At 69.5% G+C, this 16,594-nt stretch carries 14 protein-coding genes; 8 read left to right on the plus strand and 6 right to left on the minus strand.

The features are described from left to right. Positions 1-4: 4 nt before the first annotated feature. The 5 genes from carB to pyrR form a co-directional block, all read right to left on the minus strand. The gene (gene carB / locus ACFSKW_RS40870) at positions 5-3,292 is read right to left on the minus strand and encodes a carbamoyl-phosphate synthase large subunit (RefSeq protein ID WP_379579379.1); all 3,288 of its coding nucleotides are present in this window, start codon (positions 3,290-3,292) and stop codon (positions 5-7) included. A 135-nt stretch (positions 3,293-3,427) separates the two neighbouring features. Next, complete coding sequence (carA, locus tag ACFSKW_RS40875; RefSeq protein ID WP_379579381.1) at positions 3,428-4,531, minus strand: glutamine-hydrolyzing carbamoyl-phosphate synthase small subunit; 1,104 nt, start codon at positions 4,529-4,531, stop codon at positions 3,428-3,430. Next, on the minus strand, positions 4,528-5,826 hold the full coding sequence (locus ACFSKW_RS40880; RefSeq protein ID WP_379579383.1) for a dihydroorotase: 1,299 nt from the start codon (positions 5,824-5,826) through the stop codon (positions 4,528-4,530). The genes carA and ACFSKW_RS40880 overlap by 4 nt, the downstream gene beginning before the upstream one ends. Continuing rightward, on the minus strand, positions 5,826-6,740 hold the full coding sequence (locus ACFSKW_RS40885; RefSeq protein WP_379579385.1) for an aspartate carbamoyltransferase catalytic subunit: 915 nt from the start codon (positions 6,738-6,740) through the stop codon (positions 5,826-5,828). Before ACFSKW_RS40885 ends, ACFSKW_RS40880 begins: the two co-directional genes overlap by 1 nt. Continuing rightward, positions 6,737-7,270, minus strand: coding sequence for a bifunctional pyr operon transcriptional regulator/uracil phosphoribosyltransferase PyrR (gene pyrR / locus ACFSKW_RS40890; protein ID WP_379579387.1), 534 nt, complete (start codon positions 7,268-7,270; stop codon positions 6,737-6,739). The genes ACFSKW_RS40885 and pyrR overlap by 4 nt, the downstream gene beginning before the upstream one ends. A 234-nt stretch (positions 7,271-7,504) precedes the next feature. On the opposite strand from pyrR, the gene ACFSKW_RS40895 reads away from it, so the two are divergent. From ACFSKW_RS40895 to bldD, 8 genes are all read left to right on the plus strand, one after another. Beyond that, a complete protein-coding gene (locus ACFSKW_RS40895) occupies positions 7,505-7,741 on the plus strand; it encodes a DUF3040 domain-containing protein (protein ID WP_379579389.1) in 237 nt (78 codons plus the stop codon). Between the two features lie 118 nt (positions 7,742-7,859). Continuing rightward, on the plus strand, positions 7,860-9,257 hold the full coding sequence (locus tag ACFSKW_RS40900; RefSeq protein WP_379579391.1) for an amino acid permease: 1,398 nt from the start codon (positions 7,860-7,862) through the stop codon (positions 9,255-9,257). Positions 9,258-9,273: 16 nt separating this feature from the next. Next, complete coding sequence (locus tag ACFSKW_RS40905; RefSeq protein WP_379579393.1) at positions 9,274-10,503, plus strand: arginine deiminase; 1,230 nt, start codon at positions 9,274-9,276, stop codon at positions 10,501-10,503. Between the two features lie 2 nt (positions 10,504-10,505). Then, a complete protein-coding gene (argF, locus tag ACFSKW_RS40910; protein WP_379579395.1) occupies positions 10,506-11,510 on the plus strand; it encodes an ornithine carbamoyltransferase in 1,005 nt (334 codons plus the stop codon). 1 nt (position 11,511) lies between these two features. After that, positions 11,512-12,447 carry a carbamate kinase gene (gene arcC, locus ACFSKW_RS40915; RefSeq protein WP_379579397.1) on the plus strand — a complete coding sequence of 312 codons (936 nt, stop codon included), beginning with the start codon at positions 11,512-11,514 and terminating at the stop codon, positions 12,445-12,447. A 10-nt stretch (positions 12,448-12,457) separates the two neighbouring features. Further along, positions 12,458-13,879 carry an amino acid permease gene (locus tag ACFSKW_RS40920; protein WP_379579399.1) on the plus strand — a complete coding sequence of 474 codons (1,422 nt, stop codon included), beginning with the start codon at positions 12,458-12,460 and terminating at the stop codon, positions 13,877-13,879. Further along, positions 13,876-14,760 (plus strand): universal stress protein, encoded by an 885-nt coding sequence (locus ACFSKW_RS40925; protein WP_379579401.1) that lies wholly within the window; start codon positions 13,876-13,878, stop codon positions 14,758-14,760. Before ACFSKW_RS40920 ends, ACFSKW_RS40925 begins: the two co-directional genes overlap by 4 nt. 264 nt (positions 14,761-15,024) lie before the next feature. After that, a complete protein-coding gene (gene bldD, locus ACFSKW_RS40930) occupies positions 15,025-15,519 on the plus strand; it encodes a transcriptional regulator BldD (RefSeq protein ID WP_026214021.1) in 495 nt (164 codons plus the stop codon). A 227-nt stretch (positions 15,520-15,746) separates the two neighbouring features. On the opposite strand, the gene ACFSKW_RS40935 is transcribed toward bldD, so the two are convergent. Further along, the gene (locus tag ACFSKW_RS40935; protein ID WP_379579403.1) at positions 15,747-16,562 is read right to left on the minus strand and encodes an MBL fold metallo-hydrolase; all 816 of its coding nucleotides are present in this window, start codon (positions 16,560-16,562) and stop codon (positions 15,747-15,749) included. Between the last annotated feature and the right edge of the window lie 32 nt (positions 16,563-16,594).

Consider the following 16,594-nt stretch of genomic DNA (forward strand, 5'->3'; position numbering starts at 1 on the left):
CTGATCACCCCCGCAGGGCTCGTGCGTGTTCCTGAAGGGACCGTACGCCCACATCGCCCCGCACGATGGCCTGGATGCCCGCGGCGGCCGCGGCGAGTCCCTGGACCGTCGTGATGCACGGGATGCCGCGCAGGACGGCGGCGGTGCGGATGTCGTAGCCGTCGAGGCGCGGCCCCGACTGGCCGGGGCTGCCGAACGGCGTGTTGACGATCAGGTCCACCTCACCGTCCAGGATGCGCTGCACGATCGTCGGCTCACCGTCGGGTCCCGTTCCCTCGCTCTGCTTTCGCACGATCTTGGCATGGACTCCGTTACGGCGCAGCACCTCGGCGGTGCCCTCCGTGGCGAGAATCTCGAAGCCGAGGTCGGCGAGAGCGCGCACCGGGAAGATCATCGAGCGCTTGTCCCTGTTGGCGACGGAGACGAAGGCCCTGCCCTTGGTGGGCAGCTCGCCGTAGGCCCCGGCCTGCGACTTGGCGTAGGCGATGCCGAAGAACTCGTCGATGCCCATGACCTCGCCGGTCGAGCGCATCTCGGGGCCGAGCACGGTGTCGACGCCGCGGAAGCGGTTGAACGGGAGCACCGCCTCCTTGACCGCGATCGAGGCGTCCAGCGGCAGCGTGCCGCCGTCGCCCGTCTCGGGCAGCATGCCCTCCGCCCGCAGCTCGGCCACGGTCGCGCCCATCATGACGCGGGCCGCCGCCTTCGCCAGCGGCACCGCCGTCGCCTTGGAGACGAACGGCACCGTACGGCTGGCCCGTGGGTTGGCCTCCAGGACGTACAGGACGCCCGCCGACATGGCGTACTGCACGTTGAGCAGGCCGCGGACCCCGACTCCCCTGGCGATGCCCTCGGTGGCCGCGCGGATGCGCTTGATGTCGTTGCCGCCGAGCGTGATGGGCGGCAGGGCGCAGGCCGAGTCGCCCGAGTGGATCCCCGCCTCCTCGATGTGCTCCATGACGCCGCCGAGGTAGAGCTCCTCGCCGTCGAACAGCGCGTCGACGTCGATCTCGATGGACTCGTCGAGGAACTTGTCGATCAGCACGGGGTGGCCGCCCTCCTGGGCCGCCATGTAGGTGCCGAGCGTCTCGTCGTCGTAGACGATGGCCATGCCCGCGCCGCCGAGGACGTAGGAGGGCCGGACGAGGACCGGGTAGCCGATCTCCTCGGCGATGCCCAGTGCCTCGGTGACGGTCAGCGCCGTGCCGTGCTTGGGAGCGGGCAGGCCGGCCTCGGCCAGCACGCGGCCGAACGCGCCGCGCTCCTCGGCCAGGTGGATGGACTCGGGCGAGGTGCCGACGACGGGCACGCCCGCGTCCTTCAGCGCCTGCGCGAGCCCCAGCGGCGTCTGACCGCCGAGCTGGACGATGACGCCCGCCACGGGGCCCGTCTGCTGCTCGGCGTGGACGACCTCGAGGACGTCCTCCAGCGTGAGCGGCTCGAAGTAGAGCCGGTCGGAGGTGTCGTAGTCGGTCGAGACCGTCTCGGGGTTGCAGTTGACCATGACGGTCTCGAATCCCGCCCTGGACAGCTCGAAGGAGGCGTGCACGCAGGCGTAGTCGAACTCGATGCCCTGGCCGATGCGGTTGGGCCCGCTGCCGAGGATGAGGACCTTGGGGCGCTCGCCGTAAGGGACCTCGCTCTCCTCGTCGTGGGTCGAGTAGAGGTAGGGCGTCCTGGCGGCGAACTCGGCCGCGCACGTGTCGACGGTGTTGTAGACGGGGCGCAGGCCGAGCGCGTGGCGCAGGTCGCGCACCCGCGACTCGCTCATACCGCGGATCTCGCCGATCTGCGCGTCGGAGAAGCCGTGGTGCTTGGCTCGCTCCAGCGCCTCCCTCGTGAGCTCGGCGGCCTCGCCGAGCGCGCGGGCCTCCTCGTCCAGCAGCATGAGCTGGTCGATGAACCACGGGTCGACGCTGGTCGCCTCGAACAGCTCCTCGGCCGTCGCGCCCGCCCTGATCGCCTGCTGCATGGTGCGCAGCCTGCCGTCGTGGGGCGTGCGGCACTCGTCGAGCAGCTCCCGCTTCGGCTCGAGCGGCCCCGCCCACGAGAAGGACGAGCCCTTCTTCTCCAGCGAGCGCAGCGCCTTCTGCAGCGCCTCGGGGAAGGAGCGGCCGATCGCCATGGCCTCGCCCACCGACTTCATGTGCGTGGTGAGCGTCTGGTCGGCGCCGCGGAACTTCTCGAAGGCGAACCTCGGCACCTTGACCACGATGTAGTCGAGGGTCGGCTCGAAGGAGGCCGGCGTCACCTTGGTGATGTCGTTCGGGATCTCGTCGAGCGTGTAGCCGATCGCCAGCTTCGCCGCGATCTTGGCGATCGGGAAGCCGGTCGCCTTGGAGGCCAGGGCGGACGAGCGCGACACGCGCGGGTTCATCTCGATGACGATCATGCGGCCGGAGCGCGGGTTGACCGCGAACTGGATGTTGCAGCCGCCGGTGTCGACGCCGACCTCGCGGATGACCGCGATCGCGACGTCACGCATGTTCTGGTACTCGCGGTCGGTCAGGGTCAGCGCGGGGGCCACGGTGACGCTGTCGCCGGTGTGCACGCCCATCGGGTCGATGTTCTCGATGGAGCAGACGATGACGACGTTGTCGGCCTTGTCGCGCATGACCTCCAGCTCGTACTCCTTCCAGCCGAGGATCGACTCCTCCAGGAGCACCTCGGTGGTGGGGCTGGCGTCGAGGCCCGCGCCGGCGATGCGGCGCAGGTCGCTCTCGTCGTAGGCGAAGCCGGAGCCGACGCCGCCCATCGTGAACGAGGGCCGCACGACCAGCGGGTAGCCGAGCTCGTCCGAGGCGGCCAGGCACTCGTCCATGGTGTGGCAGATGATCGACTTGGCGGACTCGGCGTTGAGGCCGTGCTCGCGGGCGACCTTGGCGACGATCTCCTTGAACCGCTCGCGGTTCTCGCCCGCCTGGATGGCGTCGAAGTCGGCGCCGATCAGCTCGACCGCGTAGCGCTCCAGGACGCCCGCCTCGTGGAGGGCGACCGCCGTGTTGAGCGCGGTCTGCCCGCCCAGGGTGGGCAGCAGCGCGTCGGGCCGCTCCTTTGCGATGATCTTCTCGACGAACTCGGGGGTGATCGGCTCGACGTAGGTGGCGTCGGCGAACTCGGGGTCCGTCATGATCGTGGCAGGGTTGCTGTTGACCAGGATCACCCTGAAGCCCTCTGCCCGCAGCACGCGGCAGGCCTGGGTGCCCGAATAGTCGAACTCGCACGCCTGCCCGATGACGATCGGTCCCGAGCCGATGACCAGGATCGACCTGATGTCCTCACGCTTGGGCACGGCTCATGACCTCACAGAACTCGTCGAACATGGGTTGAGTGGGCGCTGCGCGGCGTCGTGCTTTCACGACGCCGCCATCAACGAACAGAACTCGTCGAACATGGGTTGAGTGGGGCGCTGCGCGGCGTCCTGCCTTCACGACGCCGCCATCAACGAACAGAACTCGTCGAACAGGTAGGCGGCGTCGTGGGGGCCGGCGGCGGCCTCCGGGTGGTACTGCACGCTGAAGGCGCGCCCGTCGAGCAGGCGCAGGCCTTCCACGCAGCGGTCGTTGAGGTTGACGTGGCTGACCTCGGCGCGGCCGTACGGCGTGTCGAAGGGCCCGTCCAGCGGGGCCTCCACCGCGAAGCCGTGGTTGTGCGCCGAGATCTCCACCTTGCCCGTGCGCACGTCCTGGACCGGCTGGTTCACGCCGCGGTGGCCGTAGCGGAGCTTGTAGGTGGGCAGGCCCAGCGCCCTGCCGAACAGCTGGTTGCCGAAGCAGATGCCGAAGAACGGGATCCCCGACTCCAGCACCTGCCTGAGCGTCGTCACGTCGGCCGTGGCGGGGTCACCCGGGCCGTTGGAGAAGAAGACGCCGTCGGGGCCGACGGCTCTGATGTCGTCGAAGGTCGCCGTGGCGGGCAGGACGTGCACCTCGCAGCCGCGCTCGGCCATGCGGTGCGGGGTCATGCCCTTGATGCCGAGGTCGACGGCCGCGACGGTGAAGCGCTTCTCGCCGACGGCCTCGACGACGTACGGCTCGGCCGTGGCCACCTCGGCGGCCAGGTCGGCGCCCTCCATGGGCGGCTGCTGCCGTACGCGCTCGACGAGGGCCTCGACCGGCTCGGACGGAGCGGTGAAGATGCCCGCGCGCATGGCGCCGCGCTCCCGCAGGTGGCGGGTCAGCGCGCGGGTGCCGGAGATCGCGATGCCGACGACGCCCTGCTCCCTGAGGTAGTCGTCGAGGGAGCGGTTCGCCCGCCAGTTGGAGACCACGCGGGAGGGTTCGCGCACGACGTAGCCCGCGACCCAGACGCGCGAGGACTCGGGGTCCTCGTCGTTGACGCCCGTGTTGCCGATGTGCGGGGCGGTCATCGCGACGATCTGGCGGTGGTAGGACGGGTCGGTGAGGGTCTCCTGGTAGCCGGTCATGCCGGTGTTGAAGACCATCTCGCCGAACGTCTCCCCCTCGGCGCCGTACGAGGTTCCGTGGAAGACACGGCCATCTTCCAGTACGAGGACGGCGACGTTACTCAAGCGAGCTTCCCTTCGAGAACGGTTGGCCTGCCGCGCAGGAACGTCGCCAGCACCCTGCCGGGGAGGGTCATGCCCTCGTAGGGGGTGTTGCGGCTCTTGGAGGCGAAGGCGGAGGGGTCCACCTCGGCGCGCGCGGTGGGGTCGTAGAGAACGATGTTGGCGGGGGCGCCGACCTCGAGCGCCTGGCCGTGGCCGGGCAGGCGGCCGATGCGCGCGGGGGCGGCGGACATGCGCTCGGCCACGCCCGCCCAGTCGAGCAGGCCCGTGTCGACCATGGCCTCCTGGACGACGCTGAGCGCGGTCTCCAGGCCGACCATGCCCATGGCCGCGGCGGCCCACTCGGTCTCCTTGTCCTCGACCGGGTGCGGCGCGTGGTCGGTGGCCACGACGTCGATGGTGCCGTCGGCCAGTGCCGCGCGCAGGGCGTGGACGTCGTCGCTGGTGCGCAGCGGCGGGTTGACCTTGTAGATGGGGTTGTAGGAGCCGTTGGGCGAGTTCTCGACGAGTTCGTCGGTGAGCAGCAGGTGGTGGGGGGTCACCTCGGCGGTGACGTTCCAGCCCTTGGACTTGGCCCAGCGGATGATCTCGACCGAGCCCGCCGTGGACACGTGGCAGACGTGCAGGCGCGAGCCGACGTGCGCGGCCAGCAGGCAGTCGCGGGCGATGATCGCCTCCTCGGCCACCGCGGGCCAGCCCGCCAGGCCGAGCCTGCCGGAGATGACGCCCTCGTTCATCTGGGCGTCCTTGGTGAGCTTGGGCTCCTGGGCGTGCTGGGCGACGACGCCGTCGAAGGCCTTGACGTACTCCAGGGCCCTGCGCATCAGCACGGCGTCGTCGACGCACTTGCCGTCGTCGGAGAAGACGCGCACGCGGGCGGCGGAGTCGGCCATCGCGCCGAGCTCTGCCAGCTGCCTGCCCTCCAGGCCGACGGTGACGGCGCCGACGGGCTGCACGTCGCAGTGGCCGAACTCCTGGCCGAGCCGCCAGACCTGCTCGACGACGCCCGCGGTGTCGGCGACGGGCATGGTGTTGGCCATGGCGTGGACGGCGGTGTAGCCGCCGCGGGCGGCCGACTGGGTGCCCGTCTGCACGGTCTCGGCGTCCTCGCGACCCGGCTCGCGCAGGTGGGTGTGCAGGTCGACCAGGCCGGGCAGCGCGATCGCGCCCCTCCCGTCGACGACTTCGGACGTCGCGGCGCTCGGCGAGGAGCCCGGGGCGATCTCGGCGATGAGGCCGTTGACCACCGTGATGTCGACGGGGTCGCCGCCGAGGATGCGAACGTTCTTGATCAGCATCAGATCTCTCCCCCGAGCAGCAGGTACAGGACGGCCATGCGGATGGTCACTCCGTTGGCGACCTGCTCGACGATCGTCGAGCGCGGCGAGTCGGCCACCTCGGCCGCGATCTCCATGCCCCTGTTCATCGGGCCCGGGTGCATGACGATCGCCTCGTCGGGCATCTTCGCGAACCTGTCGCGGTCGAGCCCGTAGCGGCGGGAGTACTCGCGCTCGCTGGGGAAGTAGGCGGCGTTCATCCGCTCCTTCTGCACGCGGAGCATCATGACGACGTCGGACTTGGGCAGGACGGCGTCGAGGTCGTAGGACACCTCGCACGGCCAGGTGCCGACGGAGACCGGCACCAGGGTCGGCGGCGCGACCAGCGTCACGTCGGCGCCGAGGGTGGCCAGCAGCAGCACGTTGGAGCGGGCCACGCGGCTGTGCAGGACGTCGCCGACGATGGTGACCTTGCGCCCTTCGAGGGAGCCGAGGCGGCGGCGCATCGAGAAGGCGTCGAGCAGCGCCTGCGTGGGGTGCTCGTGGGTGCCGTCGCCCGCGTTGACGACGCTGCCGCGCACCCAGTTGGCCAGGCGGTGCGGCGCGCCTGAGGCGCCGTGGCGGATGACGACGGCGTCGGCGCCCATCGCCTCCAGGGTCAGCGCCGTGTCCTTCAGCGACTCGCCCTTGGAGACGCTGGAGCCCTTGGCGGAGAAGTTGATGACGTCGGCCGACAGGCGCTTGGCCGCGGCCTCGAAGGAGATGCGGGTGCGGGTGGAGTCCTCGAAGAAGAGGTTGACCACCGTACGGCCGCGCAGCGTCGGGAGCTTCTTGATGGAGCGTTCCGAGACGCGGGCCAGTTCCTCGGCGGTGTCGAGGATCAGCAGGGCGTCGTCCTTGGTCAGGTCGGCCGCCGAGATGAGGTGCCTGTTCACTTGATCAACTCCACTGCGTCGCGCCCGTCGGTCTCCTCCAGGTAGACCTTGACCTTCTCGCTCTTGGCGGTCGGGAGGTTCTTGCCCACGTAGTCGGCCCTGATGGGCAGTTCGCGGTGACCCCTGTCGACCAGGATGGCCAGTTGCACGGCCGTGGGCCTGCCGAGGTCGTTGAGGGCGTCGAGCGCGGCGCGGACCGAACGTCCGGAGAAGAGGACGTCGTCGACCAGGACGACGAGCTTGTCGTCGATGCCGTCGGCCGGCAGGTCGGTACGGCCGAGCGGGCGCGCGGGCCTGAGCCTGAGGTCGTCGCGGTACATGGTGATGTCGATCGAGCCGACGGGAACCTTCACGTCTTCGAACTGCTCGATGCGCTCGGCGAGCCGGGCCGCGAGAGTGGCGCCGCGGGTGGGGATGCCGAGGAGGACGACGCCGTCGGCGCCCTTGGTGCGCTCGAGGATCTCGTGCGCTATGCGGGTCAGCGCCCGGTGGATGTCCGGGCCTTCGAGAACGGCCCTGGGTTCGGACATGGGTGTAGCTCACCACCTTTCCCGCCTCACAGGACGGGGCTTAAAAGGGTGTTGGGTCGCAGCCACATTACCAGCAGCCACCAGCCACGACGCGCGGGGTGCGCTCCCACGGGTGGTGGCGGGCTCCGCGAGGGGCGGGCCAGGGGCCGAGCCGCCCAAGGCCGGCTGAACGATTTGGAAAATCCGGACAAAAGAGATAAAACCTCCTCCAAGTCTTTCTCGGGAGGTCCCGGCATGTCCCTGTCGGCACGCGAGCGCCAGATCCTCGACGCCATCGCGCGTCAGTTCGCCGCGGAGGAGCCCGCGCTGGCGCGCGGCTTCTCCGAGCACGGCCGCGGTCGGGTGACCGCCGAGCGCATCACCGCCGAGCGCTCCAAGGGTCGCTGGGAAGCGTGGCCCGTCGCGCTCATCGCGGTCTGCCTCGCCGTCTTCGCCGTCGTGCTGCTCCTCTCGGGCAACTCGCGCACCTGAGCGCCTCCCTCCCCCGCCTGCCCGTGATGCGCCTGAGCTGGGCGTTTTAGCGCACCTCGCAAAGGGGAGGTCCCCCAAGGTCATAGGACATCGGGGGATTTCGGCGTCGGGGGGCGCTATGGGAGGACCGCGGCATCCGGCCGGCGGCGGCGTCGACACGGTCCGCTCCGAGCCTGCCGGTGTCACCGAGGGACCGGGGCGCAGCCTCGGCCTCGGCGCGGCCATCGCCCTGGTCATCGGGAACGTGGTCGGCACCGGGATCTTCCTGCTGCCCGCCGCCCTGGCCGCCTTCGGCACGGTCAGCCTGGTCGCGATGGGCGCGGTGACCGTCGGCGCCATCGCGATGGCCATGGTCTTCGGCAGGCTGGGCGCGCGCATCCCCGCGGGCGGCGGCCCCTACGCCTACGCGCGCGACGCCTTCGGCGAGTTCGTCGGCTTCTGGAACGCCTGGTCGTTCTGGCTGACGGCGTGGATCGGCAACGCCGCCATCGCCGTCGCGTGGGTCGGGTACGTGCAGTTCGCGGCCACGGGGGTCTTCGGCCTCGACTGGGGCGGCGCCACGGCGGCGATCGTCATCGCGCTGGTCGGGCTCTGGATCCCCGCGGTGGTCAACATGATGGGCGCCAGGAACATGGCCGCCTTCCAACTCGTCACCACGGTCCTGAAGTTCGCGCCCCTGCTGTTCGTCGCGGTCGTCGGCCTGTTCTTCGTCCAGGGCGCCAACTTCGGCCCCTTCAACGCCACAGACGACAGCGCCCTCGGCGCCATCTCGCTGGCCGGCGCGGTGGCGCTGTTCATCTACTCGGGCGTGGAGAGCGTCTCCATCGCCGCCGAGAAGGTCAAGGACCCGGTCCGCATCATCGGCCGCGCCAGCGTCATCGGCGTGCTCGCCTGCGCCTTCCTGTACATGCTGAGCACCGTGGCGGTCATGGGCACCGTGCCGTACGCCACGCTGGTGCAGTCGTCGGCCCCGTTCGCCGACGCGATCAACAACATGTTCGGCGGCTCGGCGGGCGGGATCCTCATGGCCTTCTGCGCCATCGTCTCCGGCATCGGCGCGCTCAACGGCTGGACCATGCTGGTGGCCGAGATGCCCAAGGCCGCCGCCAGGGACGGCATGTTCCCCGCCTTCTTCGCCAGGGAGTCGCGCCGCGGGGCGCCCGTCCCCGGCATCCTGGTCGGCAGCGTCCTGACCTCTCTGATGCTGCTGGTCGCCTACGCCTCGGCGAACGCCTTCAACACGATCGTGCTGCTGGCCTCCTTCACCACCGTCATCCCCTACTTCTTCTCCGCATGCGCACAGCTGTTCTGGCTGGTGACGGGCGAACGGGCGGTCCACAAGGGACGGCTGGCCCGCGACAGCGTCATCGCCGTCATCGCGCTGGTGTTCGCGTTCTGGATGGCCTACGGCTCCGGCCCCGAGGCCGTGCTCGGCGGCACGCTGATGCTCCTGGTCGGCGTGCCCGTCTACATCTGGGTGAAGGCCCGGCGCGGCGAGTACGGCCCCAAGGTCTAGGAAAGGAACACAGGTTATGACCTTTCATGTCGATTCCGAGGTGGGCAGGCTCTCCCAGGTGATGCTTCACCGGCCCGATCTGGCGCTGAAGCGGCTCACCCCGACGAACAAGGACGAGTTCCTCTTCGACGACGTGCTGTGGGTGCAGCGCGCGGTGGAGGAGCACGAGGAATGGCAGCGGACGCTGCGCGACCGGGGCATCAGGGTTCACATGCTGGCCGACCTCCTGCGCGAGACGCTCGACATCCCCGAGGCGCGCAAGCACATCCTCGACCACGTCGTGGACGAGCGCTGGCACGGCCCGCTGGCCACCGACGCCATCCGCAACACCCTCGACTCGCTCCCTTCCAAGGACCTGCAGCAGTTCCTCACCGGCGGCATCACCAAGTCCGAGATCATGGAGCGCGGCGCCGACCCGAAGAGCGTCGCCTTCCACGTGCTGGACGACATGGACTTCGTCCTGCCTCCCCTGCCCAACCACCTGTTCACCCGCGACACCTCCTGCTGGATCTACAACGGGGTGTCGATCAACGCGATGAAGAAGAAGGCCAGGCAGGCCGAGACGATCAACTTCGAGGCCATCTACACCTACCATCCGACCTTCGCCACCCAGGCGGGCTCGTTCCACGTGTGGATGCCGGGCACCAAGGTCGCGCCCGCCACCATGGAGGGCGGCGACGTCCTGGTCATCGGCCGCGGCGCGGTACTCATCGGGATGAGCGAGCGCACCCAGCCGCAGGCGGTCGAGATGCTCGCGCGCAACCTGTTCGCCAGGGGCGGCGCGAAGAGGATCGTCGCGCTCAACATGCCGAAGGCGCGCGCGTTCATGCACCTCGACACGGTCATGACCAATGTGGACGTGGGCGTGTTCGTCAAGTACGCGGGCCTGGGGATGCTGCCCTCCTACACGATCGAGCCCGGTGACAACGAGAAGGAGCTCAAGGTCACCGACCACCCGCCCGAGGACATGCACAGGGCGATCGCCAGGGCGATCGACCTCGACGACATCAAGGTCCTCACCGCGACCCAGGACGTCTACGCCGCCGAGCGCGAGCAGTGGGACGACGGGTGCAACGTGCTGGCCATCGAGCCCGGCGTGGTCGTCGCCTACGAGCGCAACACCACCACCAACAACTTCCTGCGCGACCACGGCGTCGAGGTCATCACCATCCGCGGCAGCGAGCTGGGCCGCGGCAGGGGCGGGCCCCGCTGCATGAGCTGCCCACTCGAGAGGGGGGGCATCTGACCATGAGCTTCAACCTGCGCAACCGCAGCTTCCTCAAGGAGCTCGACTTCACGCCCGCGGAGTTCGGGTTCCTGCTCGGGCTCTCCGCCGAGCTCAAGCGGGCCAAGTACGCGGGCACCGAACAGCCGCGGCTCAAGGGCAGGAACATCGCGCTGATCTTCGAGAAGACCTCGACCCGCACCCGCTGCGCCTTCGAGGTCGCCGCGCACGACCAGGGCGCGCACGTCACCTACCTCGACCCGGCGGGCTCGCAGATGGGCCACAAGGAGTCGGTCAAGGACACCGCCCGCGTGCTGGGCAGGATGTTCGACGGCATCGAGTACAGGGGCTTCGAACAGGAGTACGTCGAGGAACTGGCCGCCTACGCGGGCGTGCCCGTCTGGAACGGCCTGACCGACGAGTGGCACCCCACCCAGATGCTCGCCGACATGCTCACCATGCGGGAGCACAGCGACAAGCCGCTGCACGACGTCTCCTTCGCCTACCTCGGCGACGCCCGCAACAACATGGGCAACTCGCTGCTGGTCACGGGGGCGATGCTGGGCATGGACGTACGGCTCGTCGCGCCCAGGGCGCTGCAGCCCGACACCGAGATGGTCGTCAAGCCCGCCAAGGACCTGGCCAAGCAGACGGGCGCCACGCTGACGATCACCGACGACGTCGGCAAGGGCGTCAAGGGCGTCGACTTCCTCTACACCGACGTGTGGGTGTCGATGGGCGAGCCGAAACAGGTGTGGGACGAGCGGATCAAGCTGCTCAGGCCGTACCAGATCAACGACGAGGTCGTGAAGGCGACGGGGAACGACGGCGTCAAGGTGATGCACTGCCTGCCGGCCTTCCACAACAGGGAGACCAAGGTCGGCGAGGAGATCTACGAGAAGACCGGGCTCGACGCGCTGGAGATCACCGAGAGCGTCTTCGAGTCGCCTCGCTCGATCGTCTTCGACCAGGCCGAGAACCGCCTGCACACCATCAAGGCCGTCATGGTCGCGACGCTGGGGGGCTGACGTGAAGGTGCTGGTCGCGCTGGGGGGCAACGCGCTCCTGCGACGCGGGGAGAGACCGGACGCCGACGTCCAGCAGGCGAACGTGGCCGTGGCGGTCAAGACGCTCGCCAAGGTGGCCGAGCGGCACGAGCTGATCATCACCCACGGGAACGGCCCGCAGGTGGGCCTGCTGGCGGTGGAGAGCGCCAACGACCCCAACCTGACCAAGCCCTACCCGTTCGACACGCTGGGCGCCGAGACCCAGGGCATGATCGGCTACTGGATGCAGCAGGCGTTGCAGAACGCGCTGCCGGGCCGGCAGGTGATCGCGCACGTCACCCAGACCCTGGTGTCGGCCGTCGACCCCGCCTTCGACAACCCGACCAAGTTCGTCGGCCAGGTCTACGAGCAGGCGGAGGCGGAGAAGCTGGCCGCGGAGTACGGCTGGACCGTCAAGCAGGACGGCCAGTACTGGCGTCGCGTCGTGCCCTCGCCCAAACCGCAGCGCGTGGTCGAGACGCGGCTGATCCGCAAACTGGTGCGCGACGGCGTCACCGTCGTGTGCGCGGGCGGCGGCGGCGTGCCCGTCATCCGCGACGAGAACGGCCGCCTGTCGGGCGTGGAGGCCGTCATCGACAAGGACCTGACGGGCTCGCTGCTCGCCGAGGCCCTGGAATGCGACGCCTTCCTCATCCTGACCGACGTGCCGCGTGTCATGCGCGACTTCGGCACCCCCCAGCAGACCGAGATCGGCCACACCACGCCGCACGAACTGCGTTCGATCGACTTCCCCGCCGGGTCCATGGGCCCGAAGGCGGAGGCGGTCTGCAGGTTCGTGGAGACGACGGGTGACATGGCCGCGATCGGGAAGCTGGACCAGGCCCTGGAGATCCTGGACGGCAGGGCGGGCACCATCGTCACGCCCAACGCCACCTGGCCGCTGTCCAGCACACTGTAAGGAGGAGCCCGTGGCGCTGGCCGAACGGCTGTTCCGCACCAAGCCCACCGACCAGATCGTGGCGGAGGCCGGACATGGAGAGGGCGGCGAGCTTCGCCGCACCATGTCCCTGTGGCAGCTGACGCTGTTCAGCGTCGGCGCCACGCTGGGCACGGGGATCTTCGTCATCCTCGGCCAGGCGGTGCCGAAGGCAGGACCCGCGGTGGTGCTGTCCTTCGTGCTCGCCGCCATCACGGCGCTGTTCTCGGCGCTGTCCTACGCCGAACTGGCCGGGACGATCCCCGTGTCGGGCTCGTCCTACTCCTATGCCTACGCCACGCTCGGCGAGCTCGTGGCGTGGGTGTGCGGCTGGTGCCTGATGCTGGAGTACGCGGTCTCCGTGGCGGCCGTGGCGGTGGGATGGGGCGAGTACCTCAACACCTTCCTCGAAGGCGCCTTCGGCTGGGCGCTGCCGGCCTCGATCATCCACGGCCCGATGCAGGGCGGGGTGATCAATCTCACGGCCATCGCGATCGTCGCGCTGGCCACCTGGCTGCTGCTGCGTGGCACCTCGGAGTCGGCCACCGCGAACACGATCTTCGTGTACATCAAGGTCGCGGTGCTCCTCTTCTTCTGCGTGGTCGCCTTCACCGCCTTCAACGCGGGCAACTTCACCCCCTTCGCCCCGCTGGGCATCGCCGGCATCACCGCCGCCGCCTCCCAGGTCTTCTTCTCCTACATCGGCTTCGACGCCGCCTCGACCGCAGGCGAGGAGGCCAAGAATCCCAGGCGGGACCTGCCGCTGGCGATCATCCTGTCGCTGGTCATCGTCACGGTGATCTATGTCCTGGTCGCCGTGGCGGCGATCGGCGCCATGCCGTGGACCGACTTCGACCCCGACAACACCGAGGCCAGCCTGGCGCTCATCGTCGACCTGGCCACCGGAGCCACCTGGCCTGGGCTGATCGTCTCCTTCGGCGCGGTCATCGCGATCGCCAGCGTCGTCATCACCGTGCTGTACGGCCAGACCCGCATCCTGTTCGCGATGTCGCGCGACGGGCTGATTCCCAAGATCTTCGAGAAGGTCAACCCGCGCCGCCAGGTGCCCGTCGCCAACACCCTCATCGTCTGCCTGTTCGTCGCCGTGCTCGCCGGTTTCGTGCCGCTCGGGCAGCTGGCCGAGGCCACCAGCATCGGCACGCTGTTCGCCTTCGCCATCGTCAACGTCGGCGTGCTGGTGCTCCGCCGTACCAGACCCGACCTGCCGCGCAGCTTCCGCACGCCGCTGTTCCCCGCCACGCCGGTCCTCGGCGTGATCTTCTGCCTGCTCCTCATGTCCCAGCTGGCCTGGGCCACCTGGGTCGCGTTCCTGCTGTGGACGGGCGTCGGCCTGGTGGCCTACATCATCTACGGCTACAGGCATTCGCGGCTCAACACCGGGAGCGTCCGATGAAGCTCGAGCACGTCCTCGCCGGATTCCTGCCCGACTCCCGGGGCCACGACGGCCTGATGCTCGCCGAACTGCTGTCCGCGCAGGCGGGAGCGCGCCTGAGCGTCGCCACGATCCAGCCCCCGCCCTGGAGCACGCCCGGCCCCGGCAGGGCCGACGAGAGCGCATGGCGGGCCTACCTCTTGGAGCAGGTCGAGGCGGGCTTCGAGGAGGCGCGCAAGCGGGTGGGCGAGCACGCGGCATTCGTCTCCCACTTCCACAGGGGCAGCGGCCGCGGCCTGGTCGAGGTGGCGCGCGAGATCGGCGCCGACGTCATCGTGATCGGCTCAGGGCCGCGAGGAGCCAAGGCGCGCATCTCCCTCGGCAGCACCGCCGACCAGCTCCTGCACGCCTCCCCTGTGCCGGTGCTGCTGACGCCGAAGGGCTACGCGGAGAATCCGCCGGCGCGCATCGAACGGCTGACCGTGGCCTACCGGCGCGCCCCTTCCTGTGACGCGGCTCTGGCGGTCGCCGCGGCCACCGCCGTCACGCTGGCCGTGCCGCTGCGCCTGGTGACGCTGGTGGTCGGCGCGAGCCGGGCCAGGATCGAACAGGACATGCTGGAGGGCCTGCGCGCCCAGGCCATGACCGACCTGGAGCGGGCGGCTTCGAGCCGGCGGCCCGAAGTGGCGGTCGAGACGTTGGAGGGCAGGAACGTCGCCCAGGCCATGGGCGGGACGGACTGGCTGGACGGCGAGCTGATCGTCCTGGCCTCCAGCGGTTCTGGACCCCTGCGGCGGGTCTTCCTCGGCGACACATCGGTCAAGATCATAAGGGCGGCGCCGCGTCCTGTCCTCGTTCTGCCCAGACAGCCTTCGGGCTCTCGGCAAACAGTGACGAAGTAGTGTTACGCAAGGGACATCAGTGATGTTTGAGGCGGACCCTCCCGGACCGGATTCGGCATCTTTTTTCCAATCAGCTTGACCTTAGGCGTCCACAGCTTTACCGTCACTGTCCGTAACCACACCTCGCGGCGTTCTGGGGTAAACCCCAGTGGCTCGGCTACCGAAGGTGCCTGTACGGCACCCACCCCCCGGTGGTCCGGGCAATCGTCGCAAGGGAGCACAATCTACTGAGAGCAGCACATACAAGAGCCGGGGGGCCACACGATGCCGTCTGAGTACGCCAAGTCGCTGGGTGCACGACTCCGCGCCATCCGCACCCAGCAGGGCCTGTCCCTGCATGGAGTCGAAGAGAAGTCGCGTGGACGCTGGAAAGCCGTCGTCGTGGGTTCCTACGAGCGTGGCGACAGGGCGGTCACGGTGCAGAAGCTTGCCGAGCTTGCCGATTTCTACGGCGTGCCGGTCTCGGAACTGCTGCCCGGGGGTGCGGCACCCAGCCCGCTCGGGCCCACGCCGAAGCTTGTGATCGACCTGGAGCGCCTGGCGACGCTGCCCAAGGAGAAGGCGGGTGCTCTGGCGCGCTACGCGGCCACCATCCAGAGCCAGCGTGGAGACTACAACGGCAAGGTCCTTTCCATCCGGCAGGAGGACCTGCGTTCGCTTGCCGTCATCTATGACAAGTCGCCCAGTGAGCTGACCGAGGAGCTCATCAGCTGGGGTGTGCTGGACGCGGAGGCCCGCAGGGCCGTCGAGTCCTTCTGAAGGCTCTTGTAGGCGCGGGTGGGGCGCTTCCCTGGATCTCCCGGGAAGCGCCTCTTTCGTCGTCTCGTGGCACCGGCCGTCCCGCAGGGGCACCCCGTATCCTGCGGCGGCCGGGATCACCTGCGGCGGCCGGGGTCTTCTGTGGCGGCGAGTCTCCTGCGGCGGGTCTCCTGCGGCTGCGGGTCTCCTGCGGCTGCCGGGCGAGGAGTTCGCCTCCGAACGCAAGGTCAGGCGGATCCGCTGAGGCGGGCGAACTCCCACGGGTCGTGCGCGGAGAACACCCGCACCTCGTCGGAATGGTCACGCACCAGCTCGCGCAGCCGCTCCTGGTTGGCCACCCGCAGTTCGGCGTCCACCTGCGAGTCCAGCTGCACGAAGTCGAACAGCGGGTGCGACGCGGGGTCGGCCGGGTCGATCTCCTTGTGGTAGAAGTACGCGTCGCCCGCGTGCAGGAACCATCCGTCCCCGTTCCTGACGGCGACGGCCGCGTGTCCTGCCGTGTGCCCGCCCAGCGGCACCAGGAGGAAGTCCTGCGAGAGTCCGCGCAACGGCTGGGCCCCGGCGAAGCCGAACCACTCCTCCCCCGCGTCCGCGCCGTACAGCTGCCAGTTGGGCCCGTGCCACCAGTGGGCGGGACGGTAGCGGCGGCTCGGTCCCTCTGCCATCGCCGCCGCGTGCTCGGCCTCCATGACGTGCACGCTGGCTTCGGGGAAGTCGGGCAGCCCTCCCGCGTGGTCGACGTCGAGGTGGGTCAGCACGATGTGGCGCACGTCGGCGGGGTCGTGGCCGAGGTCGGCCAGCCGGCGCAGCGCGGTCTCGGCCCTGTCGAGCCTGGGGGTGACCAGCTCGACCCACTCGGGATCGAGGACCTGGCCAGGCTGTTCGACCGAGTCGACCCCGAGGCCGGTCTCGACCAGGACGAGGCCATGGGCATCGGTCTCGACCAGCAGCGCGTGGCTGACGGCGGGGGCCGGTTCGAGTCCTTCGTAGGTGGGGTCGACGGTGCGCATGGAGGCCAGGTTCAGATGGTGAACTTTCGTCATGCCCCCTACACTGCGACTTGAAGCGCGGTTCA

The sequence above is a fragment of the Nonomuraea mangrovi genome, assembly GCF_042681425.1.
In the GTDB taxonomy this organism is placed as follows: domain Bacteria; phylum Actinomycetota; class Actinomycetes; order Streptosporangiales; family Streptosporangiaceae; genus Nonomuraea; species Nonomuraea mangrovi.